Source organism: Kitasatospora sp. NPDC057965 (genome assembly GCF_042887135.1).
Taxonomy (GTDB): domain Bacteria; phylum Actinomycetota; class Actinomycetes; order Streptomycetales; family Streptomycetaceae; genus Kitasatospora.
The window spans coordinates 1-21,449 of record NZ_JBHVPZ010000031.1 but is presented as its reverse complement, the minus strand read 5'-3'; the positions used below and the strand labels follow the sequence as shown (position 1 = coordinate 21,449).

Below are 21,449 nucleotides of genomic sequence, written 5' to 3'. Positions count from 1 at the left end.
CCGAGGGGGAGCACGTCGCCGCTGCCGGCCGCGCCTCAGGACCCGGCGCCCGCCCCGGAGCCGAGCGCCGCGCAGGCGGCGGCCTTCGACAGTCCGCCGAACACGTCGTCGGCGTCCCGGTAGCCGTACTGGCCGGCGGCGACGACGGCCTGCCGCCCGCCGTCCTCGGTGCCGAGCAGGTACGAGATGTTGCGGTAGATCGAGCCGGCATGGCCCCAGACCACGCCGCAGCCCAGGTCCACGCTCCCCACCCCGAGGCCGTACCGGTAGCCGGGCGTGCGGGTGTCGACGGTGGTCTTCAGCTCGGCCAGCTCCGCCGGGCGCAGCAGCCGCCCGCCGAACAGCGCGGCGTGGAAGCGGGCGAGGTCGGCGGCGCTGGAGACGCCGGCCCCGGCGGCGCCGCCCGCGGACGGGTTGATCAGCGTGGTGTCGACCGGGCCGTCGGGCAGCTGGGTGTAGAGGTGCGCGTGCGAGCCGGTGATCAGCGGCGAGGTGGTCGGCATCGAGGTCTGGCGCAGGCCGAGCGGCCGGATGATGCGCCGCTCCACCTCCTGGTTCCAGTCGTTCCCGGTGACCTTCCGGATGATCATGCCGGCGAGCAGGTAGTTGGTGTTGGAGTAGTGCCAGGACGCGCCGGGCGCGAAGTACGGCGGGTGGGACACGGCGCCGGCGACGATCTCCTCCGCCGTCCAGGTGCGCCAGCGGCCGGTGGCGACCCACGCCTCGACGCCTTCCGCCGTCCGGGGCACGAACCGCTGGTCGTCGGTGTAGTTGTACAGCCCGCTGGTGTGGTTGAGCAGTTGGCGCACGGTGATCCGTTCGCCGCCCGGCACCACCCCGGGCAGGTAGGCGGACACCGGGTCGTCGAGCCGGACCCGGCCCTCACCGACCAGCTGGAGAACCACGGTGGCGGTGAACGTCTTGGTCAGGCTGCCGATCCGGAACCGGCCGTCCGGGTCGACGGGCCGCCGGTCGTCCAGGTCGGCGACCCCGGAGGTGCCCCGCCACACCGTCCGGCCGTGGTCCACCACCCGGGCCAGGTCCCAGGTCGCCTCCCCGCCGTTCACCACCGCGCTCAACTCGTCCTGGACCGCGGCGAAAGCCGGACCCACCGGCTTCGCGGCGCCCGGCGCCGCCACGGTGACCACCGAGCCGGACGCCCCCGCGGCGCCGGCGGCCGGCGCCAGCGTGCCGACCAGCACCGCTCCCAGCACGCCCGCCGCCACCAGCCGTACCGTCCGTCCGGTACGCCCCGTCGCTGCCCTCATCACGCACTCCCCATCCGCCCCGGGCCGAAGTCCCCCTCGCCCACCGGGCCTTGCGCTCGTCCCGCCCGCCGGCCGTTCCGGCGGACGACTACGAAGGTAGGCGGGTCGGCGTGTGCGAACCATGTGGTAACCCCGCCCCTCCACAGGGGGGTTGACCCCACCATGGGCCGGGCTCGCGCCAATCCGCGCCGCGGCCGCCCGACTGCCTCTTCAGGCAGCGGCGACTGCCTGAAGAGGAGCTGCCGCCTCCCGTTCGGACGACCTCCGGGCCGGTCCGGACCGCCCCCGCTCCGGGTTCCGACGCAGGTCAGGGCCGGTCGTCCAGCGACCGGCGGCGCGTCGACCGAGACCGCCCCGACAAGGGTTTGACACCGGAAGTTGGTCTAGTCCACCTTAAGGAGAACGCCGCTCGACGAAGCCGGAACAGGCAGCGGCACTCCCTGTCGGACGAGACCACCACTCCCCCTGCGGCCCCGCCCCTCCGCACGGACCACGGCGCACGGCACACGGCCGCCGACGTTCCGAGATACCGACCTTCCGACGTCTCGACCCGACCTTGGAGTGATGTGATGCCGAAGCCCGACGGGTACCCGCTCCGGACCGCTTCGCAGCGCCCCCGCTCCAGCGACGACGAGCCCCTGCTCGCCACCCCGCTCACCGCGTCCGCCCCGTCCACCGCCGGCCGGAGCGCCGACGATGCCTGACTACGGACGCCTGCGCACCGCCCTCGCCGCCGCCGAGGACGACCTGATCATCTTCGACCTCGACGGCATCGAGGCCCAGTACGACGCCCTGCTGAGCGAACTGCCCGGCATCGGCGTGCGGTTCGCGATGAAGGCCTGCCCCGTCGACGAGGTGCTCGCCTGCCTGGCCGCCCGGGGCGCGGGTTTCGACGCGGCCGGACCGCAGGAGATCGCCCAGGCGCTGCGCACCGGCGTCCCGGTCGAGCGGATCCACTACGGCAACACCGTCAAGTCCGACCGCCAGATCGCCGAGGCCTACGCGCTCGGTGTGCGCGACTACGCCACCGACAGTCTGGCCGATGTCGCCGCGCTCGCCGAACACGCGCCCGGCGCCCGGGTGTTCTGCCGGATCGCCACCACCGGCGAGGGCGCCCTGTGGGGGCTGAGCCGCAAGTTCGGCTGCTCGCCCGAGGACGCCGTCGGGGTGCTGGCCGCGGCCCGGGACGCCGGACTGGCCCCGGCCGGCCTGTCGGTGCACGTCGGCTCCCAGCAACTCACCTCCGAGGCCTGGCAGCAGGCGCTGGAGACGCTCGCCACGGTGATCGAGGAGGCCAACCGGCGCGGCATCCTGCTGGACCACGTCAACCTCGGCGGCGGCCTGCCCGCGCTCGGCGCCCTGGACCGGTACGGAATCGCGCTGCACCCCCCACTCGACAAGATGTTCACGGTGCTCCGGGAGGGCATGCAGCGGCTGCGCGAGGTCTCCGCCGGACCACTGGAGTTCCTGCTGGAGCCGGGCCGCCACCTGGTCGCCGACCACGGTGCGATCCGGGCCCACGTCACTCGCCTGACTGAACGTCAGCAACTCGACGGGGAAAGGTCGTTCTGGCTCTTCCTGAGCTGCGGCAAGTTCAACGGCCTGTACGAGATGGACGAGCTGCGCTACCGGCTGGAGTTCCCCGGCCACGCCGGAGCCCCGACCGTGCCCGCCGTGATCGCCGGCCCCACCTGCGACAGCGACGACGCCTTCGCCGACGAGGGCGCCGGCACACCCGTCCCCCGGGACGCCGCCTCGGGCGACCCGGTGTGGATCCTCTCCTGCGGCGCCTACGCCACCGCCTACACCACGCGGGGGTTCAACGGATTCCCGCCACTCCCCCACAGCTGCGTCCGGACGGCCCGCCCGGCCGAGCCGATCGGCCCCGGGGGCGAGCGGTAGTCGCACGGGCGGCGCTGTCCCCTCCCCCGAAAACCCGTCGCCCGCCCGCCGTCGCACGGCATACGCTCGCCGGATGACCACGCGCACCTTCCGCATCACCGTCCGCGGCGTCTTCGACGGCCTCACCGCCGAGCAGCACGCCGAACTGCGGTCCCGCGCCGCCGACCATGACGTCCTCTTCGCGGCCTTCACCCCCGAGGGCCACCTCGCGTACGACCTCGACGCCCGCGCCGTCTTCACCTTCCGCTACCAGGACACCGGCGAGGCCGAGGAGGACATCCTCGACGCCACCGAACGCGCCGAGCGCTCCGCCCGCGCCTGGCTCGACGAACGCGGCTACGGCTACAAGAACCTGCGCTCCCAGGCCGAGGACCTCTCCCAGGCCCCGCTCGGCAAGCGCCAGCGGCGCGCCGCCCGCGAGGCCTGAGGAGCCCGCGAGGCCCGAGGATCCTGACGGGCCCGCGAGCCCGAGGGGCCCGGCCCCCGTCCCGCCGCCCCGGAGAAACGGGCTGCGCCACCCCGCCGGCCCCGGCAGACTGCAGGCGTGACCCAGCCGACCCCCCTCGCCACCGAGCTGCTCGGCCACCCGCCGGGCACCCGCCTGCTGCTCCTCAACTGCGACGACTTCGGTCTCGACGAGGACGTCAACCTCGCCGTGATCGACGCGATCGACCACGGCGTCGCCGCCTCCTGCAGCCTGATGACCGGCTGCCCGGGATCCGCGCACGCGCTGCGCCTGCTGCGCGAGCGGCCCGGGCTGCCGTTCGGGATCCACCTCACCCTGGTGTGCGACACCGACGAGCCCGCGTTCCGCTGGGGCCCGCTCTCCCCGGCCGCCGCCGTCCCCTCGCTGCTCGACCCCGCCGGACGGCTGTTCCCCGCCACCCCCGAGGGCCGGGCCCGGCTGCTCGCCCGGGCCGAGGCGGGCGAGGTGGAACGGGAGTTCCGCGCCCAGATCGAGGCCGCTACCGGCCAGGGCCTGCACCCGACCCACCTCGACTTCCACTGCCTGGCCGACGCCGGCCGCCCCGACCTCCTCGACCTCGCGCTCACGCTCGGCGCCGAGTACGGGCTGGCCGTGCGGATCTGGCTCGCCCCCGCTCTGGAGCGGCTGCGCGCCCGCGGGCTGCCGGTGGTCGACCACCCCTTCCTGGACAGCTTCGCCGTCCCGCTCGACGACCGGTCCGCCCACTACGCCCGGCTGCTCGCCGCGCTCCCGCCGGGCCTGACCGAATGGGCCGTCCACCCGAGCCTCGCCACGCCGGTCACCCGCCCGGGCGACGGCGGCCGGCGGGTGCGGCGTGCCGACCACGCCTTCCTGCTCGCCCCGCGCACCCGCGAACTGCTCGCCGAGCACGGCATCACGGTGACCGACTACCGCCCGCTGCAGGCCCATTGGCGTCGGCTCCCGGCCCACGGCGCCGCCCCGGTCGTGTCCGAATCGTTCAAGACCGCCGCCTCCGCCCCGCCTACGGTCGAGCCATGACCCGTACCACACGCCTCACGGCCACCATGCTCGACGACGCCGCCCGCTTCCTCTGGACCTCCGGGCGCGTCCTCGAACAACGCCGCTTCGCCCACCTGTTCGGCACCGAGCCCGATCCCGCCGGTGTCCTCGCCGCCCTGGTCGCCCACCGCTGCGCCGACGGCGGCTTCGCCTTCGGCATCGAACCGGACGTCCGCGGCCCCGTCCCCCAGCCCATCGCCGTCCCCACCGCACTGCTCGCCATGGAGGAGGCCGGGGCCCTGGACGAGGCCCGCGCCTGGCCCGTCTGCGACTGGCTGGCCCGGGTCGCCGCACCCGACGGGGGTGTGCCCGTCGTCCTGCCGAGCCTGCGCCCCTACCCGCGACCGCCGTTCCTGCCGGTGCCCGAGGACGGTGCGAAGCCGGTCGGCGAACTGCTCGCCACCGGGCAGATCGTCGCCCCGCTGCTGCGCCAGGGCATCGAGCACCCGTGGCTCACCGCCGCCACCGCGTTCTGCCGCACCGCCGTCGACGAGCTCGGCGCGACCCACCCGTACGAGGTCGGCGCCGCGCTGCGCTTCCTCGACGCGCTGCACTCGCTCAGCTCCGCCCCGGAGACCGCCTGGGCCCGGAGCTCGGCCGCCCGGCTGGGCGCGCTCGTCCGCGAGCAGCGGATCGTGCTGCTCGACCCGGCCAGGCCCGAGGAGGCGCGCACCGCCCCGGGCTACGCACCGGGCGAGCACCCCCTGCCGCACGACTACGCCCGCACACCCGACAGCCTGGCCCGCGGCTGGTTCACCGACGAGGAGCTGGCCCGCAGTCTCGACCACCTCGTCGCCGCCCAGCAGCCGGACGGCGGCTGGCCGATCAACTGGGCCCGCTGGTCGGCGACCACCGAGTCCGAGGCCCGCCCCGGCGTCACCGTGCAGGCGCTGATCACCCTCCGCGCCTACGACAACGCGTCGGGGGCCTGACCCGGGGCCCCCGGCCGGACCGCCCGGCCCAACAGCACCGTCGGCGGAACCCCCGCCCACCGGCGCACCTCCCTCGTGAGGTGCGCCTGGTCGGCGTACCCGGCCCGCACCGCCAGCTCCGCCAGCCCGGCCCCCGCGCGGCCGCCCTCCCCGCCCCGCGAACCGCCCCGCGAAGCGCCCCGCGGACCGGCCTGTGCCCCGCCCTCGGGCCCGGCCTCCGAGCGCGCCCAGGCCAGCGCCCGCTGGAAGCGCAGCACGGCGTGCAGGGTCTTCGGCCCGTAGCCCACCGCGTCGGTCACCCGACGGCGCAACTGCCGCTCCGAAAGCCCGAGTTCCGCCGCAAGCGCCGGCAGCTGCGCCCCCTGCGCGCGCCCCAGCGCGGCCACCGCGCGCTCGACCACCGGGTCCGGCGCCCACCCCGGCACCAGCGCGGCCGCGAAGCCGTCCAGCTCCGCCGCGGCCTCCCGCGGCCCGCGCGCCCGGGCCAGCCGCTCCCCGAGCCGCTCCGCCACCGCCGCGCCGGCCACCTCGGCAAACGGCACCTGGCGGTCGGACAGCTCGCGCACCGGCACGGCGCCCAGCAACAGGCTCGCCGCACCGGGACGGAAGCGCACCCCGGCCAGCTCCGCGCCGCCCCGCACCGGGGCGCTGCGGGGCGCATGGTCCGGGCCGGCCACTTCCAGCCCCGCGTCCGACCACACCAGGTCCACGCACCCGTCCGGCACGATGAGCTGGCCGTACGACGGCCCACCGGCGTTGCTCCGCGTCCACACGCAGTCCACCTGCCGCCGGGGCGCGAGTGCCGGCCGCCACTGCTCGTACGAGGAGAAGGTCACCGCCCCGCTCCTTCCCGAAGCCCGCACGGCACGACCGGCCGAACGGGGCGCGCACCGGCGCGAACCCACTGGTCTGTACCACCTGGGCACGCCGTCCGGCGTACGCCGTGGTTCGCACGGAAGGTCGGCACACGGCCTCCTTGGCAGGCATCCACCAACATGTCATTGTCAATCATCACGTCAGATCCTTTACTCCCAAGGGGAGTTGTGGCGATCGACGCTAGATGCCGAGTCGCCATGCGCTCCTGCGGAACCCGGGTCAGCACACTTTCCACCTCCGGTCATCCCTGCCCCCACACCCCCACCCAGCCGACCGACCATCAGCGGAGAACCCCATGCCGGACCTCGATCTCAATCTGCTCGTCGCCCTGGACGCCCTGCTGGAGGAGGGCAGCGTGACGGGTGCCGCCGAACGCCTGCACACCTCGGCCCCGGCGATGAGCCGCACGCTCGGGCGGCTGCGCCGGGTGCTCGGCGATCCGCTCCTGGTCCGGGCCGGCCGCGGGCTGGTGCCGACGCCGCGCGCGGTGGAACTGCGCTCCGAGGTCCGCGCCCTGGTCAGCCGGGGCCAGGCGCTGCTGATACCGCCCGCCGCCGCCGAACCCGCCGGGCTCAACCGGCGCTTCACCCTGCAGACCGGCGACGTCCTGCTGACCACGATCGGCGCGGCCCTGCTGGCGACCGTCCGCGCCCAGGCGCCCGCCGTGACGCTGCGCTTCCTCGGCGACGACCTGGAGGGCACCAGCGCGATGCGCGACGGCGTGATCGACCTGGAGGTGGGCGTCACCGACCACCTCGACCCGGAGACCCGCACCGAACCCCTCACCACCACCCGTCTGGTGGGCATCGCCCGCGCCGGACACCCGCTGACCCACGGCGCGCCCCCGACCGCCGAGGAGTTCGCCGCCGCCGACCACGTCACGGTCTCCCGGCACGGCCGCGGCCCCGGCCAGCTCGACCAGCGCCTCGCCCAACTCGGACTCTCCCGACGTGTGGTGGCCAGCGTACCGAGCTACCCGGCGGCGCTCTTCCTGCTCCGCGACACCGAACTCGTCGGCCTCGCCCCGGCCCGCCTCGGCACCCCCGCGGCCGAGGCCCTCGGCCTGACCACCTTCCCGCTGCCGGTCGACCTCCCCGAGGTGGTGCTCAGCATGGCCTGGCACCCGCGCAACGACCAGGACGCCGGCCACCGCTGGCTGCGCGACCTGGTCCGCGGCGTCGTCGCCTCCCACACCGGCCCGACCCGACCGCTCCCGCCCCTCCCGGTCCCCGCCCTGAGCGCCCGCTGAGCCGACCGCCACCCGCCGGCCCCACTGGCCCCACCGGCGTCCCCACAACCGCACGCCGGCGCACCACGGGCCTCCGGTCCCCCTCCCGCGGGTCACGCCGGACCGGCGGCTGCGCGCGAAGCGCGCGCGTCGGCGGAGTGGACGAGGCCACGGCGGCGCGACAGCACGGCGGCGCACCGGGACGCCCGGCCCCGGTGCGCCGCCGAACCGCGACCGCTACGCCGTACGGCGCAGCAGCGCCAGGTACATCGCGTCCGTGCCGTGCAGGTGCGGCCAGAGCTGGACGTCCGGGCCGTCGCCGAGCGCCGGGACGCCGGGGAGCAGCGGCCGGGCGTCGATCCACTCGAGCCGGGCGCCCTCGGTGCGCAGCACGTCGTCCACCACCGCGCGGGTCTCCGCGAGGTGCGGGGAGCAGGTGGCGTAGCCGACCACGCCGCCGATCCGGGTGGCCTCGACGGCCGAGCGCAGCAGGTCGCGCTGGAGCGGGCCGAACGCGGCGACGTCCTGCGGCCGCCGGCGCCAGCGGGCCTCAGGGCGCCGGCGCAGGGCGCCGAGACCGGAACACGGGACGTCGACCAGGACCCGGTCGAAGCCGCCGGAGCGCCAGGCCGGGTGGGTGCCGTCGGCGGCGATCACGGTGTACGGGCCGGGGTTGCCTTCCAGCGCCCGGGCGACCAGCCGGGCCCGGTGCGGCTGCTTCTCGCTGGCGACCAGCGCCGCGCCGCGCTCGGCGGCCAGCGCGCCGAGCAGCGCGGCCTTGCCGCCGGGGCCTGCGCAGCCGTCCAGCCAGAGCCGGTCCGGGCCGTCCAGCGGCGCGGCGGCGAGCGCGAGGGCGACCAGCTGGCTGCCCTCGTCCTGGACGCCGGCCCGGTTCTCCCGCACCGCCGTGAGCGAGCCCGGGTCGCCGCCCTCGGCGAGCCGCAGCGCGTACGGGGACCAGCGGCCCGGCTCGGCCTCGGGCAGCACGTCGGCCAGTTCGCCGACGGTGGCCCGGCCGGGGCGGGCCACCAGGGTGACCTCGGGGCGCTCGTTGTCGGCGCGCAGCAGCTCCTCCACGGCGCCGCGCCCGGAGGCGTCCGGCTGCCAGCGGCCGAGCGAGTCCCACAGCGCGGCGACCACCCAGCGCGGGTGGGAGTGCACGACGGCGAGGTGGTCCTCGGCGTCCTGGTCGTAGGGCGGGGCGACCCGCTCGATCCAGGCGTCCATGTCGTGGGCGCTGATCCGGCGCAGCACGGCGTTGACGAACTTGGCCTTGCCGTCGCCGAGCACCACGCGGGCAAGCTCGACGGTGGCCGAGACGGCCGCGTGGCTGGGGATGCGGGTGGTGAGCAGCTGGTGGGCGCCGAGCGAGAGCACGTCGAGCACCGGCGGGTCGACCTTGCTCAGCGGGCGGTCGATGCACGCGGCGATGATCGCGTCGTAGGTGCCCTGGAGCCGGAGGGTGCCGTAGACCAGCTCGGTGGCGAGGGCCGCGTCGCGCCGCTCCATGCCCTTCTGCTCGGCCTCGCGGAGCAGCGAGGGGAGGATGAGGTTGGCGTACGCGTCGCGCTCGTCGACGGCACGCAGGGCGCGGAAGGCGACGATGCGCGCCGGGTCCTTCTTCGGGCGCCGGTGCGGGCGCGGGGCGCGCTTGCCGGCGGACGCGCCGGAGGTGCCGTTGGTACTGCCGGTCGTGCTCATGGGATGTGCCTCAAAGTGCTGCGGGGGTTATGACGGGATCTCTCGAACAGTAACGCGGAAAGCCGGACTCAGCCGCCCGCGCCGAACCGCTCGCCGGACTCGATGCGCGCGCCGCGCGCCCAGTCGGCCGCCCTCATGGCCTTCTTGCCCTGCGGGCGGACCTCGCCGAGCTCGACCTCGTGACTGCCGGTGCCGACCCGGACGCTGTTCTTGCCGACGGCCAGCTCGCCCGGTGCGAGGTCCGCGGCGTCCGGCAGCAGCCGCACCGGGCCGGTGACCTTGAGCCGCTCACCGCGGAACTCCGTCCAGGCGCCGGGGGCGGGGGCGCAGCCGCGCACCACCCGGTCCACCCGCAGCGCGGGCGCGGTCCAGTCGATCCGGGCGTCCTCGACGGTGATCTTGGGGGCGAGGGTGACGCCCTCGGCCGGCTGCGGGACGGCGTGCAGGGTGCCGTCGGCGATGCCGTCCATGGTGGCGGCGAGCAGCCGGGCGCCGGAGTGGGCGAGCCGCTCCAGCAGCTCGCCGCTGGTGTCGGCGGGGCGGACCTCCTCGGTGAGCACGCCGAAGACCGGCCCGGAGTCCAGGCCCTGCTCGATCAGGAAGGTGGACGCGCCGGTGACCTCGTCGCCGGCCAGCACCGCGTGCTGGACGGGGGCGGCGCCGCGCCAGGCGGGGAGCAGCGAGAAGTGCAGGTTGACCCAGCCGTGCGCGGGGATCTCCAGGGTGCCGGGGCGCAGCAGGGCGCCGTAGGCGACGACCGGGCAGCAGTCGGGGGCGAGCTCGGTGAGCCGGGCGACGAAGTCCGGGTCGCTCGGCTTCGCCGGCTTGAGGACCTCGATCCCGGCCTCCTCGGCGCGCTGGGCGACCGGGCTGGCGACGAGCTTGCGGCCGCGGCCCGCGGGGGCGTCGGGGCGGGTGACCACCGCGACGACCTCGTGCCGGTCGGAGGCGAGCAGCGCATCCAGGGCGGGAACGGCGACCTCGGGGGTACCGGCGAATACGAGGCGCATCAAGTGCCTTTCTGCAGTGCGGAGTTGACGTGGTTCGAAGCGGCGGGCGTCAGCGCGCCGCGCCGAAGGTGACGTGCGGGGAGACCTTGACCACCGGCGCGGGGCCGGAGCCCCACTCCGCCTCACGGATCGCCTTGAGCGCGGCCTTGCGCTGCTCGGTGTCCAGGCGGTCGATGAAGATGATGCCGTCGAGGTGGTCGGTCTCGTGCTGTATGCAGCGGGCGAGCAGCTGGGTGCCCTCGATGGTCACCGGGTCGCCGTACATGTTGAAGCCCCTGGCGACGACGCCGTGCGCGCGCCGGGTGTCGTAGCGCAGGCCGGGCAGCGAGAGGCAGCCCTCGGGGCCCTCCTGCTCCTCCTCGCTGAGCGACAGGTCGGGATTGATCAGGTGCCCGGTGACGCCGTCCACGTGATAGGTGAACACCCGCAGGGAGATGCCGAGTTGGGGCGCGGCCAGGCCGGCGCCGGGGGCGTCGAGCATGGTGTCGGTGAGGTCCTTGACAAGGGTGCGGAGCTCCTTGTCGAAGGTGGTGACGGGCCGGGCGGTGGCGCGCAGGACGGGGTCTCCGAAGATGCGGATCGGCTGGATCGCCACGGATGCGGGCTCCTGTCCGTCGAGGTCCGGAGCGAGGTCCGGGTGCGGGGTTCGGGTGCGGTGCGGGCTGCTGGCAGCGGGCGGGCCGAGCGGCGTGCACACGGCCGTCGGCCAGTCTATGCAATCCGCCCCGAGCGGGATCCGGCACATCCCGCTCGCCCCGGCTGCGTGACCCCGGCGGGCGGTCCGGCGTTGGTCAAGTGGGATTGACCGTGGCCGGAGCGCGCGGGAAGGGCGCTCCGGCCGAGCCGAACCGTACGGAAGGTGGCACGTAGGCCATGGCCGAGCAGATCAACCACGACGCCCGGGCGCGGGCGAGCCTGCACCTGCTGGTGCGGGACATCGAGCGGGTGAGGCGACAGGTCGACGCCCTGCGGACGCTCACCGCCCAGTTGGGCAATGTCTACCGGCCGCGCCGCCCGAGCACCTCGGCGGGCTTCGTGGTGTACGGGCGGGCCCCGGCGCCGACGGTGCGCCTGGCGCAGGAACTGCGGGAGAGCGTGGAGACGCTGGTGGCGGCGGCCGTCGAGTTCGACCGCGCGCTGGGCTTCTCCTGGGACTCGGTGGGCTCGGCCCTCGGGGTCACCAAGCAGGCGGTGCACCGGCGCTACGGGATGCGCCGGCCGACCAGTGAACTGCTGGCGGCGGGCGGCGCCGTGCCGGGCCAGGGCCGGCCGGACCGCTCCGAGGAACTGCCCGGCCACCCGGCCGGCCACACCCCGGCGACCGCCCACGCGCCGGCCCACACCCCGGCGGCCGCCCACGCCCCGGTCCACCCGCCGGAGCGCGACCGCTCCCCCTCGCCCACCGGACTGGCCGCGACCGTCCCGGCCGCCCGCCAGGGCGGTCTCGACCGCACCAGCCTCGACCGCGGCACGATCGATCGCGGCGCCATCGACCGCGGCCCCATCGACCGCCCCGCGCTGGACCGCCCCGGCGTCCCGCTGCGCGGCTGACGCCCCCGGACGCCGGGTGAGGACCGCGGGCACGGACCCCGCGCCCCTCACCCGACGTCCGGTCCGCCACCCGCCGAACCCCGTCCCCCGGGCCAGGACTCGGCCCCGCCACCCGACGCCCGACGCCCGCCACCCGACGCCCGTCAGCCGACGCCCGTCAGCCGATGTCCGTCGGATCGATCCGCACCTTGACCGCCTCCGGCGTCCGCAGCGCGATCCGCGCGATCTGCGCCGCCTTCAGCGCCGCCGCCAGCGCCGCCCCCTGCCCGGGCGGCACCCGCAGCAGCGCGCGCTCCTGCTCCTCCCCCCGCAGCGCCGCCACCGGCACCGGCCCGAGCACGTCCGCCTCCGTCGGCAGCCGGACCAGGTTCAGCAGGTCCTCCACCGCCGCCGGGCTGCCGGTCACCGAGGCCATCCGCGCGACCGGCGGGAAGTGCAGCTGGGACCGCTCGTCCAGCTCCAGCCCGGCGTGCCCGAGCGGGTCCCAGCGCACCAGCGCCTGCACCGGCCGCGCCGTCGGCTCGGCGACCACCACCACCGTCCCGCCCTCGGTGGCCGGCCGCACCAGCGCGGCGGCGGCCAGCCAGAGCCGCAGCGTCTCCTCCCCGGCCCGCAGGTCGGGCCGGCTCAGCAGGGCCCAGCCGTCCAGCAGCAGCGCCGCCGCGTACCCGCCGCCGCCCTCGACGACCGGCTCGGCGCCGGGCGTGGAGATCACCAGCGCGGGCTCGTCCGGCACGGTCGGCAGCACCGCGTCCCGCCCCGAGGTGCGCACCGGGACGCGCGGGAACGCCTTGCCCAGCTCCTCGGCCGTCCGGCGGGCCCCGATCACCTGCGCCCGCAGCCGGAACGAGCCGCACTCCGGGCAGTGCCAGTCCCGCTCCTCCTCGCCGCACCACTGGCAGCGCAGCGGCGCGTCCGCCCCGGCCGCCTCCAGCGGGCCCTCGCAGCGCCGGCAGCGGGCGGGGGTGCGGCAGCGCCCGCAGGCCAGCCGGGGGACGTAGCCGCGCCGGGGCACCTGGATGAGCACCGGCCCTCCGGCCGCCAGCCCCTCGCGGGCCGTCTCCCAGGCGACCGAGGGCAGCCGGGCTGCCTGCGCGGCGGCGTCCCGGTGCTGGTCCAGGTCGGTGACCGTGCGCACCCGCGGCGCGGTGCGGCGCACCGTCTCCCGGTCGGCGGTGAGCGACCGCGCCCACCCGGTGCGCACCAGCTGGGCGCCCTCCACGGTGACGGCGTGCCCACCGAGCAGGACGGCGGCACCCTCCTCGGCAGCGCGCAGCAGGGCGACCTCCCGCACGTGCGGATGCGGGTTGCGCGGGTCGCTGTGGCTGGAGTCGCCGTCGGACCAGACCACCACCAGACCGAGGTCGTGCACCGGCGCGAACATCGCCGCCCGGGTGCCGACGGCGGCGTGCACCGAGCCGCGGCTGACCTGCAGCCACCGCCGGTAGCGCTCGCGCGGGCCGAGGTCGGCCGCCAGCACGGTGTGCAGGCCCTCACCGAGCAGCTCGCTCAGCGCCCGGTCGACCCGGGCCACCGAACGGCCGTCCGGCAGCACCACCAGGGCGCCGCGCCCGCCCGCCAGGGTGGCGGCGACGGCGCGGGCGATCTCGTACGGCCAGCCGGGGCCGGGCAGCGCCGTCCAGACCGCCCGGGGCGCGCCGCCGCCGGCCAGCGAGGCGAGGAAGTCCGGGCCGGCCGGGTAGCGGGACCAGCCGCCGGGCACGGGCGCGGCCGGGCGCGGGCGGGGCGGCGGCGAGGGTTCGGCCTCCGCCTTGGCGTGCCGGGGCGGCACCGCCAGCTGCAGGACGTCGGCCAGGGTGCCCGCGTACCGGTCGGCGACGGTGCGGCACAGCCGCAGCAGCTGCGGGGTGAGCACCGGCTCGGGCGAGAGGACCTGGGCGAGCGGGGCGAGCGGTCCGGGGAAGTCGCTCTTCTCCAGCCGGGCGACGATGAAGCCGTCGTGCAGTTCCCCGCCCTCGCGCTGGCCCTTGACCACCCGCGCGCCGAAGCGCACCCGGACCCGTACGCCGGGCCGGGCGTCCTCGGCCATCGCTGCGGGCACCTCGTAGTCGAAGAACTTGTCGATGGTGAGCACGCCCTTGTCGACGACCACCCGGGCCACCGGCAGGTGCTCGGCCCGCTTGGCACCGCGCCAGGTGCGCGGCTTGGCCCGGCGGACCGTCTCCCGGATGAACGCCAGCTGCTCCGGCGCCCCGCCCTCGTCACTGCCCTGCGTGCTGCTGCTCATCGCCCCAAGTAGTACCAGGTCCCACCGACAAAACGGCAGGTGGTGGCCGCCCGGCGCTCCGGGCGGCCACCACCTGCCGTTTAACGATCAGATCAACCGATCGGATCCGCCGATCAGGCCTCGACGGCCTTCTTCAGCTGCTCCACGCGGTCGGTCCGCTCCCAGGTGAAGTCCGGCAGCTCACGGCCGAAGTGGCCGTACGCGGCGGTCTGCGAGTAGATCGGGCGCAGCAGGTCCAGGTCGCGGATGATCGCGGCCGGACGCAGGTCGAAGACGTCGCTGACGGCCTTCTGGATGGTGAGGACCGGCACGGTCTCGGTGCCGAAGGTCTCCACGAACAGGCCGACCGGCTCGGCCTTGCCGATCGCGTACGCGACCTGCACCTCGGCGCGGCGGGCGAGGCCGGCGGCGACGATGTTCTTCGCCACCCAGCGCATCGCGTACGCGGCCGAGCGGTCCACCTTGGACGGGTCCTTGCCGGAGAAGGCGCCGCCGCCGTGGCGGGCCATGCCGCCGTAGGTGTCGATGATGATCTTGCGGCCGGTGAGGCCGGCGTCGCCCATCGGGCCGCCGATCTCGAAGCGGCCGGTCGGGTTGACCAGCAGGCGGTAGCCCTCGGTGACGAGCTTGATGCCCTGGTCGGCCAGCGCCTTCAGCTCCGGCTCCACGACGAACTCGCGGACGTCCGGGGTCAGCAGCGACTCCAGGTCGATGTCACTGGCGTGCTGGGTGGAGACGACCACGGTGTCCAGGCGGACGGCCTTGTCGCCGTCGTACTCGATGGTGACCTGGGTCTTGCCGTCGGGGCGCAGGTACGGGATGGTGCCGTTCTTGCGGACCTCGGTGAGGCGGCGCGAGAGGCGGTGGGCCAGGGTGATCGGCAGCGGCATCAGCTCGGGCGTCTCGTCGGACGCGTAGCCGAACATCAGGCCCTGGTCGCCGGCACCCTGCTTGTCCAGGTCGTCTGCGTCGTCCCGCTGGGTGGCACCCTCGACCCGGGCCTCGTACGCGGTGTCGACGCCCTGGGCGATGTCGGGCGACTGGGCACCGATCGAGACCGACACGCCGCAGGAGGCGCCGTCGAAGCCCTTCTTGGAGCTGTCGTAACCGATTTCCAGGATCTTGTCCCGGACGAGCTGGGCGATCGGCGCGTACGCCTTGGTGGTCACCTCGCCGGCCACGTGCACCTGGCCGGTGGTGATGAGCGTCTCCACCGCGACCCGGGAGGCCGGGTCCTCGCGGAGGAGCGCGTCAAGGATGGTGTCGCTGATCTGGTCAGCGATCTTGTCGGGGTGGCCCTCGGTGACGGACTCCGAGGTGAACAGGCGGCGAGACACAGCGCTCCCTGGGGTTGCAGCGGCTGCTGACTGAAAGACCCCGGACGGATCCGGGGGCTTCCGGAAAGACTTGATTCCTGGAGTGTAACGGTCAGCTATCGAGGAACGTCACGCGATTCCGCAATTGGAGACCGTCCGCCCACTCTGCGAGATCAGCCGGCGAAGGGATCGAGCCGTTCCACGACCAGGTCCCACACGACGTCCGCGAGCGCCTCCTTCGGACCCACCGGGACGGGCGTCTCACTGCCGTCGATGCCCAGCACCACGGCCTCGTTGACGTCCTGGCCGAAGGCCTTGCCGCCGCCGACCTCGTTGACGACCAGCAGGTCGCAGCCCTTGCGCGCGAGCTTGGCGCGGCCGTTGGCGAGCACGTCGTCGGTCTCCGCCGCGAAACCCACGACCAGTTGGCCCGAACGGGTGCGGTGGGCGGAGAGCTCCGCCAGCACGTCGGGGTTGCGGACGAGCTCGACCGGCGCCGGCTCGACGCCCTCGACCTTCTTGATCTTGCCGGCGGCGTAGACCGCGGGCCGGAAGTCGGCCACCGCAGCGGCCATGACCACGGCGTCCGCCTCCTGCGCCGCCTTCAGCGCGGCGTCCCGCAGCTCCAGCGCGGTCGCCACCCGGACCACGTCCACCCCGGCCGGATCGGGCAGCTCGGCATTGGCCGAGATCAACGTCACACGGGCGCCGCGGGCCGCCGCGGTCGCCGCCAGCGCGTAGCCCTGCTTGCCGGAGGAGCGGTTGCCGAGGTAGCGGACCGGGTCCAGCGGCTCGCGGGTGCCGCCGGCCGAGACCACCACGTGCCGGCCGGCCAGGTCGGAGCGCCCGCCGCCGTAGCGCAGCACCGCGCGGCAGGCGTCGAAGATCGCGGACGGCTCGGGCAGCCGGCCCTTGCCGGTGTCCTTGCCGGTCAGCCGCCCGCTGGCGGGCTCCAGCACGATGACGCCCCGGCGGCGCAGCGTGGCGACGTTCTCCCGGGTCGCCGGGTGCTCCCACATCTCGGTGTGCATCGCGGGCGCCAGGACGACCGGGCAGCGCGCGGTGAGCAGGGTGTTGGTCAGCAGGTCGTCGGCGAGCCCGTGGGCGGCCTTGGCCATGAGGTCGGCGGTGGCCGGGGCGACCACCACCAGGTCGGCGTTCTGCCCGATCCGCACGTGCGGCACCTCGTGCACGCTGTCCCAGGTCTCGGTGGCGGCCGGGCGGCCGGACAGGGCGGCCCAGGTGGCCTCGCCGACGAAGTGCAGCGCCGCCGCGGTGGGCACCACGGTCACCCGGTGGCCGGACTCGGTGAACCGCCGCAGCAGCTCGCACGCCTTGTACGCGGCGATGCCGCCGCTGACGCCGAGGACGACGCGCGGTGCGTCCGTCCGCTCCGTGCCACCGCTCATGTTCCCCAGCTCTCCTCGTGGCGCTCCGCAGATGCCAGCCAACCCTACGGCGCGCCGGCGATCACCCGCACTGTGGCACCCCCCACACCCCCCGCCCCCCGGCCGGAGCGCCCCGGGAACGCCGAAGGGCCCGTCGGAGCGGACTCCGACGGGCCCTTCGCACGAAGGTGGGTCCGCCTCAGGCGGCCTCGACCGCCTCGGCGGTCAGCATGCCGGCGTTGATCTCGCGCAGCGCGATCGACAGCGGCTTCTCGTGCACGTGGGTGTCGACCAGCGGGCCGACGTACTCCAGCAGGCCCTCGCCGAGCTGGGAGTAGTACGCGTTGATCTGGCGCGCACGCTTGGCCGCGTAGATGACCAGGCTGTACTTGGAGTCGGTGGCCTCAAGCAGCTCGTCGATCGGCGGGTTGATGATGCCCTCGGGCGCGGTCATGGAAGAGGACACGCGAAAACCTTCCGAAAGGGTGGAAAAGACAACAGGTCAGCCTACACCGAGCAAGGCTAGCAGTTCGCTCGCCACCTGCTCGACGGAGGTGTTGACCAGGGTCGTGTCGAACTCCGGCTCGGCCGCCAGCTCGACCTTCGCGGCCTCCAGCCGCTTCTCGATCACGTCCTGCGGCTCGGTCCCCCGGCCGGTGAGCCGGCGGACCAGCTCGTCCCAGCTCGGCGGGGCCAGGAAGACCAGCTGCGCCTCGGGCATGGACTCGCGCACCTGGCGGGCGCCCTGCAGGTCGATCTCCAGCAGCACGGGTTCGCCGCGCTCCAGCTTCTCCAGGACAGCCGCGCGGGGGGTGCCGTAGCGGTTGCCCGCGAACACGGCCCACTCCAGCAGCTCGCCGTTGGCGATCAGCTTGTCGAACTCGTCGTTGTCGACGAAGTGGTACTGGACCCCGTCCTGCTCGCCCGGCCTCGGGTGGCGGGTCGTCGCCGACACCGAGAGCCAGACTTCGGGGTACTGCTTCCTCATATGAGCGACGACCGTGCTCTTGCCGACCCCCGAGGGGCCGGAGAGCACGGTCAGCCGCGGACGCTCACTCATGCACCGATTATCCCGGATCGCGGACGATGCCGGGACCACGGGGCACGGTCAGGCGGCACCGCCGCCGAACTCCCGCTCCAGGGAGGCGATCTGGTTCGTGCCGAGACCGCGGACCCGGCGGCTCTCGGAGATGCCGAGCCGCTCCATGATCTGCTTGGCCCGAACCTTGCCGACACCCGGAAGGGACTCCAGCAGGGCGGAGACCTTCATCTTGCCGATCACGTCGTTGTCGGCCTTGCCGGCCTTGATCACCTCGTGCAGGGAGGCGCCGGAGTGCTTGAGCCGGTTCTTGACCTCGGCGCGCTCCCGGCGAGCCTCGGCGGCCTTCGCGAGCGCGGCGGTGCGCTGTTCAGGGGTAAGGGGCGGAAGAGCCACGCCGTTCACCTCAGGTGTGGATGGAAGGGATTGAACTCTGACTGTTGTGCTTCCCAGGGCACCGGTCGACGCCGGCCGGGAGAGCGAACTCGCCGCCCCTGACCTGCGGGAGCAGCGGGTTTCGCGGCTCCTCGGTGACCTATCGCCGGACACTACCCGGATTGCGGCGCCACGTCAGGAAAAGAACACGAAAAGTCCTGGTCAGCCAAGGCCGACCAGGACTTTCCCGGGCAAAATGACCGTGATTGCGAACCTTTGGCGGCACCGGTGTGACGGCGCTCACGTCAAGCCGCCGCCCCCGTGGACCGTCGCAGCCCGTCAGCGCGGCGCCGCGCAGCGTTCGCCAGGAGCGAACCCCTCCTTCTCGTCCGCTACTTGACCGCGTCCGCGTACTCCTGGACAAAACGGTCGGCGGCCGAGCGCAGCGCCTCCACCGAGGGGCCGTGCTTCAGCACGTCCCGGCTGACGCTCGGCACCACGTTGCGCACCGAGGCGCCGAAGACCCGCGGCAGGTCCGCCATGGTCGCGCCCTGGGCGCCGATCCCGGGGGCGAGCAGCGGGCCGTTGATCGCCAGGTCCACACCCGCGTCCGCGAGCGTCGCCCCGACCACCGCGCCGAAGGAGCCCAGCGGCTCGGCCCCGGCGTTCTCGGCGGCCAGCTGGCGCAGCACCGCGGCCGCCACCGGCTCGCCGTCCGCGCCGACGGCGCGCTGCACCTCGGCGCCCTCCGGGTTGGAGGTGAGCGCCAGCGCGAAGACGCCCGCGCCGTTGGCCGTCGCGAGGTCCAGCGCCGGGCGCAGCGAGCCGAAGCCCAGGTAGGGGCTGACCGTGACGGCGTCCGAGAACAGCGGGCTGCCGGGCGACAGGAAGGCCTCGGCGTAGGCGGCCATGGTGGAGCCGATGTCGCCGCGCTTGGCGTCCATCAGGACGAGCGCGCCGGCCGCCCTGGCCTCCTCGACGGACTTCTCCAGGACGGCGACGCCCCGGGAGCCGAAGCGCTCGAAGAACGCGGCCTGCGGCTTGAGCACGGCCACCCGGCCGGCCAGCGCCTCGACGACGGTGCGGCTGAAGGTCTCCAGGCCCGCGACGGTGTCCTCCAGGCCCCAGGCGGCGAGCAGGGAGGCGTGCGGGTCGATGCCGACGCAGAGCTGCCCGCGGGTGTCGAGGGCGTGGCGCAGGCGGGTGCCGAAGGGGGCGAGGGTCATGACGTCCTTCCGGGGAGCGTGAGGAGGGGTTTCAGGCGGCCTTGCGCGCGTCCACCGCGCTGCCGACGGCCGCGGCCAGGCTGCGGAAGCCACCGGCCCGCAGGCGCGCGGACAGGCCCTTGTGGACGCGCCGGCACCAGAACGGACCCTCGTAGATGAAGGCGCTGTAGCCCTGGACCAGGTCGGCGCCGTGGACGATCCGCTGCCAGGCGTCCTCGGCGGTCTCGATGCCGCCGACCGAGACCAGCACCAGCCGGCCCTCGGTGCGGGCGCGCAGCCGCTGGAGGACCTCCAGCGCGCGCTCCTTGAGCGGGGCGCCGGACAGGCCGCCCATGCCGATCTCCTTCACCCGGGCGGCGTCGCAGCGCAGGCCCTCGCGGCCGATCGTGGTGTTGGTGGCGATGATGCCGTCCAGGCCCAGCTCCAGGGCCAGGTCGGCGACCTCGTCGATGTCCTCGTCGGCCAGGTCGGGGGCGATCTTGACCAGCAGCGGCACGTGGTGCGGGGTGGTCCGGTCGGCGGCCTCGCGCACGGCGCTCAGCAGCGGGCGCAGGTGCTCGACGGCCTGCAGGTTGCGCAGCCCCGGGGTGTTCGGCGAGCTGACGTTGACCACCAGGTAGTCCGCGTAGCGCGCGAGGCGCTCGGTGGACTTCACGTAGTCGGCGACCGCGTCGGCCTCCTCGACCACCTTGGTCTTGCCGATGTTGACGCCCACCACCGGCGTGGAGCTGGTGTGCGGGCGGGCGGCGAGGCGGGCGGCGACCCGGGCCGAGCCCTGGTTGTTGAAGCCCATCCGGTTGATCAGGGCACGGTCCTCGACCAGCCGGAAGAGCCGCGGCTGCGGGTTGCCCGGCTGCGCCTCGCCGGTCACGGTGCCGATCTCGACGTAGTCGAAGCCGAGCATCGACAGGCCGTCGATGCCGACGCCGTTCTTGTCGAAGCCGGCCGCCAGGCCGAACGGTCCGGGCAGCGCCAGGCCGAGGGCCTCGGTGCGCAGCGCCCGGTCGCGGGGGGCGAGCACCAGCCGGACCAGGCCGCGCAGGCCCGGCACCGAGGAGGCCAGCCGGATCCAGAAGAAGGCCAGGTGGTGGGCCTTCTCGGGGTCCATCTTCTTGAAGACGAGGTCGAACAGCAGCTTGTACACAAAGTCCTCCCAGGGCATGGAAGTGGGGGGCACCCGGCGGTACTGGTGCCCCCCACTGGAGTGGTGCTACTTGGCGCGGCCGGCGTTGATCAGCTCGGCGTGCTCCTGGAGCGACATGACACCGACCTCGTCGCGCAGCAGCCGGTCGATGCCCTGGACGGCGGCGCCCATGGCCTGGACCGTGGTCAGGCAGGGCACCGCGCGGGCGACGGCGGCGGTGCGGATCTCGTAGCCGTCGAGACGGCCACCGGTGCCGTACGGCGTGTTGATGATGAGGTCGACCTCGCCGTCGTGGATCAGCTGGACGATGGTCTTCTCGCCGTTGGGGCCCTCGCCCTCGCTGTGCTTGCGCACCACGGTGGCCGGGATGCCGCCGCGCTGCAGGACCTCGGCGGTGCCGGCGGTGGCCAGCAGCTCGAAGCCGAGGTTGACCAGCGCCCGGGCCGGGAAGACCAGGTTGCGCTTGTCGCGGTTGGCGACCGAGACGAAGACCTTGCCCTTGGTCGGCAGCGCGCCGTACGCGCCGCTCTGGGACTTGGCGTAGGCGGTGCCGAAGACCCGGTCCAGGCCCATGACCTCGCCGGTGGAGCGCATCTCCGGGCCGAGCACGGTGTCCACCCCGCGGCCGTGGACGTCACGGAAGCGGCTCCACGGCATCACGGCCTCCTTGACCGCGATCGGCGCGTCGGCCGGCAACGTGCCACCGTCACCGTCCGCCGGCAGCATGCCCTCCGCGCG

The 21,449-nt window shown here is 74.7% G+C and carries 20 protein-coding genes and 1 pseudogene; 7 read left to right on the top strand and 14 right to left on the bottom strand.

The features are described from left to right. Positions 1–35: 35 nt before the first annotated feature. Positions 36–1,268 (bottom strand): serine hydrolase domain-containing protein, encoded by a 1,233-nt coding sequence (locus ACFVVU_RS31365; RefSeq protein WP_387793571.1) that lies wholly within the window; start codon positions 1,266–1,268, stop codon positions 36–38. Positions 1,269–1,837: 569 nt separating this feature from the next. Between ACFVVU_RS31365 and ACFVVU_RS31360 the strand changes: the two genes are divergently transcribed. The 5 genes from ACFVVU_RS31360 (at position 1,838) to ACFVVU_RS31340 (ending at position 5,609) form a co-directional block, all read left to right on the top strand. Beyond that, positions 1,838–1,972: a hypothetical protein gene (locus ACFVVU_RS31360; RefSeq protein WP_380688264.1), complete on the top strand. Its 135-nt coding sequence runs from the start codon at positions 1,838–1,840 to the stop codon at positions 1,970–1,972. Continuing rightward, positions 1,965–3,170 carry a type III PLP-dependent enzyme gene (locus tag ACFVVU_RS31355; RefSeq protein WP_387793570.1) on the top strand — a complete coding sequence of 402 codons (1,206 nt, stop codon included), beginning with the start codon at positions 1,965–1,967 and terminating at the stop codon, positions 3,168–3,170. Before ACFVVU_RS31360 ends, ACFVVU_RS31355 begins: the two co-directional genes overlap by 8 nt. A 73-nt stretch (positions 3,171–3,243) precedes the next feature. Then, positions 3,244–3,597, top strand: coding sequence for a DUF6204 family protein (locus ACFVVU_RS31350; protein WP_380688268.1), 354 nt, complete (start codon positions 3,244–3,246; stop codon positions 3,595–3,597). Between the two features lie 117 nt (positions 3,598–3,714). After that, complete coding sequence (locus ACFVVU_RS31345) at positions 3,715–4,656, top strand: polysaccharide deacetylase family protein (RefSeq protein WP_387793569.1); 942 nt, start codon at positions 3,715–3,717, stop codon at positions 4,654–4,656. Next, the gene (locus tag ACFVVU_RS31340; RefSeq protein ID WP_387793568.1) at positions 4,653–5,609 is read left to right on the top strand and encodes a hypothetical protein; all 957 of its coding nucleotides are present in this window, start codon (positions 4,653–4,655) and stop codon (positions 5,607–5,609) included. The genes ACFVVU_RS31345 and ACFVVU_RS31340 overlap by 4 nt, the downstream gene beginning before the upstream one ends. Here ACFVVU_RS31340 and ACFVVU_RS31335 read toward each other — a convergent pair. Then, complete coding sequence (locus ACFVVU_RS31335; protein WP_387793567.1) at positions 5,585–6,445, bottom strand: DUF6597 domain-containing transcriptional factor; 861 nt, start codon at positions 6,443–6,445, stop codon at positions 5,585–5,587. The genes ACFVVU_RS31340 and ACFVVU_RS31335 overlap by 25 nt on opposite strands. A 335-nt stretch (positions 6,446–6,780) precedes the next feature. Between ACFVVU_RS31335 and ACFVVU_RS31330 the strand changes: the two genes are divergently transcribed. Next, positions 6,781–7,734, top strand: coding sequence for a LysR family transcriptional regulator (locus tag ACFVVU_RS31330; protein WP_380687724.1), 954 nt, complete (start codon positions 6,781–6,783; stop codon positions 7,732–7,734). 216 nt (positions 7,735–7,950) lie between these two features. Here the strand turns inward: ACFVVU_RS31330 and ACFVVU_RS31325 are convergent, their stop codons facing one another. From ACFVVU_RS31325 to def, 3 genes are all read right to left on the bottom strand, one after another. Next, positions 7,951–9,414, bottom strand: coding sequence for an RsmB/NOP family class I SAM-dependent RNA methyltransferase (locus ACFVVU_RS31325; protein ID WP_380687722.1), 1,464 nt, complete (start codon positions 9,412–9,414; stop codon positions 7,951–7,953). 68 nt (positions 9,415–9,482) lie between these two features. Beyond that, complete coding sequence (fmt, locus tag ACFVVU_RS31320; RefSeq protein ID WP_380687720.1) at positions 9,483–10,424, bottom strand: methionyl-tRNA formyltransferase; 942 nt, start codon at positions 10,422–10,424, stop codon at positions 9,483–9,485. 49 nt (positions 10,425–10,473) lie between these two features. Beyond that, the gene (gene def / locus ACFVVU_RS31315; protein ID WP_380687718.1) at positions 10,474–11,019 is read right to left on the bottom strand and encodes a peptide deformylase; all 546 of its coding nucleotides are present in this window, start codon (positions 11,017–11,019) and stop codon (positions 10,474–10,476) included. A gap of 278 nt (positions 11,020–11,297) precedes the next feature. Between def and ACFVVU_RS31310 the strand changes: the two genes are divergently transcribed. Then, positions 11,298–11,975, top strand: coding sequence for a hypothetical protein (locus tag ACFVVU_RS31310; RefSeq protein ID WP_387793566.1), 678 nt, complete (start codon positions 11,298–11,300; stop codon positions 11,973–11,975). A gap of 157 nt (positions 11,976–12,132) precedes the next feature. On the opposite strand, the gene ACFVVU_RS31305 is transcribed toward ACFVVU_RS31310, so the two are convergent. From ACFVVU_RS31305 to carB, 9 genes and pseudogenes are all read right to left on the bottom strand, one after another. After that, positions 12,133–14,223 (bottom strand): primosomal protein N', encoded by a 2,091-nt coding sequence (locus tag ACFVVU_RS31305; RefSeq protein ID WP_387793565.1) that lies wholly within the window; start codon positions 14,221–14,223, stop codon positions 12,133–12,135. A gap of 113 nt (positions 14,224–14,336) precedes the next feature. After that, the gene (gene metK / locus ACFVVU_RS31300) at positions 14,337–15,560 is read right to left on the bottom strand and encodes a methionine adenosyltransferase (RefSeq protein WP_380689803.1); all 1,224 of its coding nucleotides are present in this window, start codon (positions 15,558–15,560) and stop codon (positions 14,337–14,339) included. A 152-nt stretch (positions 15,561–15,712) separates the two neighbouring features. Next, on the bottom strand, positions 15,713–16,948 hold the full coding sequence (coaBC, locus tag ACFVVU_RS31295; protein WP_387793564.1) for a bifunctional phosphopantothenoylcysteine decarboxylase/phosphopantothenate--cysteine ligase CoaBC: 1,236 nt from the start codon (positions 16,946–16,948) through the stop codon (positions 15,713–15,715). 178 nt (positions 16,949–17,126) lie between these two features. Next, positions 17,127–17,393 (bottom strand): DNA-directed RNA polymerase subunit omega, encoded by a 267-nt coding sequence (gene rpoZ / locus ACFVVU_RS31290; protein ID WP_030056185.1) that lies wholly within the window; start codon positions 17,391–17,393, stop codon positions 17,127–17,129. A 36-nt stretch (positions 17,394–17,429) separates the two neighbouring features. Further along, the gene (gmk, locus tag ACFVVU_RS31285) at positions 17,430–17,987 is read right to left on the bottom strand and encodes a guanylate kinase (RefSeq protein ID WP_380688882.1); all 558 of its coding nucleotides are present in this window, start codon (positions 17,985–17,987) and stop codon (positions 17,430–17,432) included. A gap of 48 nt (positions 17,988–18,035) precedes the next feature. Next, positions 18,036–18,362, bottom strand: a complete 327-nt coding sequence (mihF, locus tag ACFVVU_RS31280) for an integration host factor, actinobacterial type (protein WP_030056187.1) — start codon at positions 18,360–18,362, stop codon at positions 18,036–18,038. Positions 18,363–18,733: 371 nt separating this feature from the next. Then, the gene (pyrF, locus tag ACFVVU_RS31275) at positions 18,734–19,567 is read right to left on the bottom strand and encodes an orotidine-5'-phosphate decarboxylase (protein ID WP_376094343.1); all 834 of its coding nucleotides are present in this window, start codon (positions 19,565–19,567) and stop codon (positions 18,734–18,736) included. Between the two features lie 31 nt (positions 19,568–19,598). After that, positions 19,599–20,711: a quinone-dependent dihydroorotate dehydrogenase gene (locus ACFVVU_RS31270; protein WP_380688885.1), complete on the bottom strand. Its 1,113-nt coding sequence runs from the start codon at positions 20,709–20,711 to the stop codon at positions 19,599–19,601. A 66-nt stretch (positions 20,712–20,777) separates the two neighbouring features. Continuing rightward, positions 20,778–21,449, bottom strand: a pseudogene (gene carB / locus ACFVVU_RS31265) (carbamoyl phosphate synthase large subunit); the annotation flags it as partial.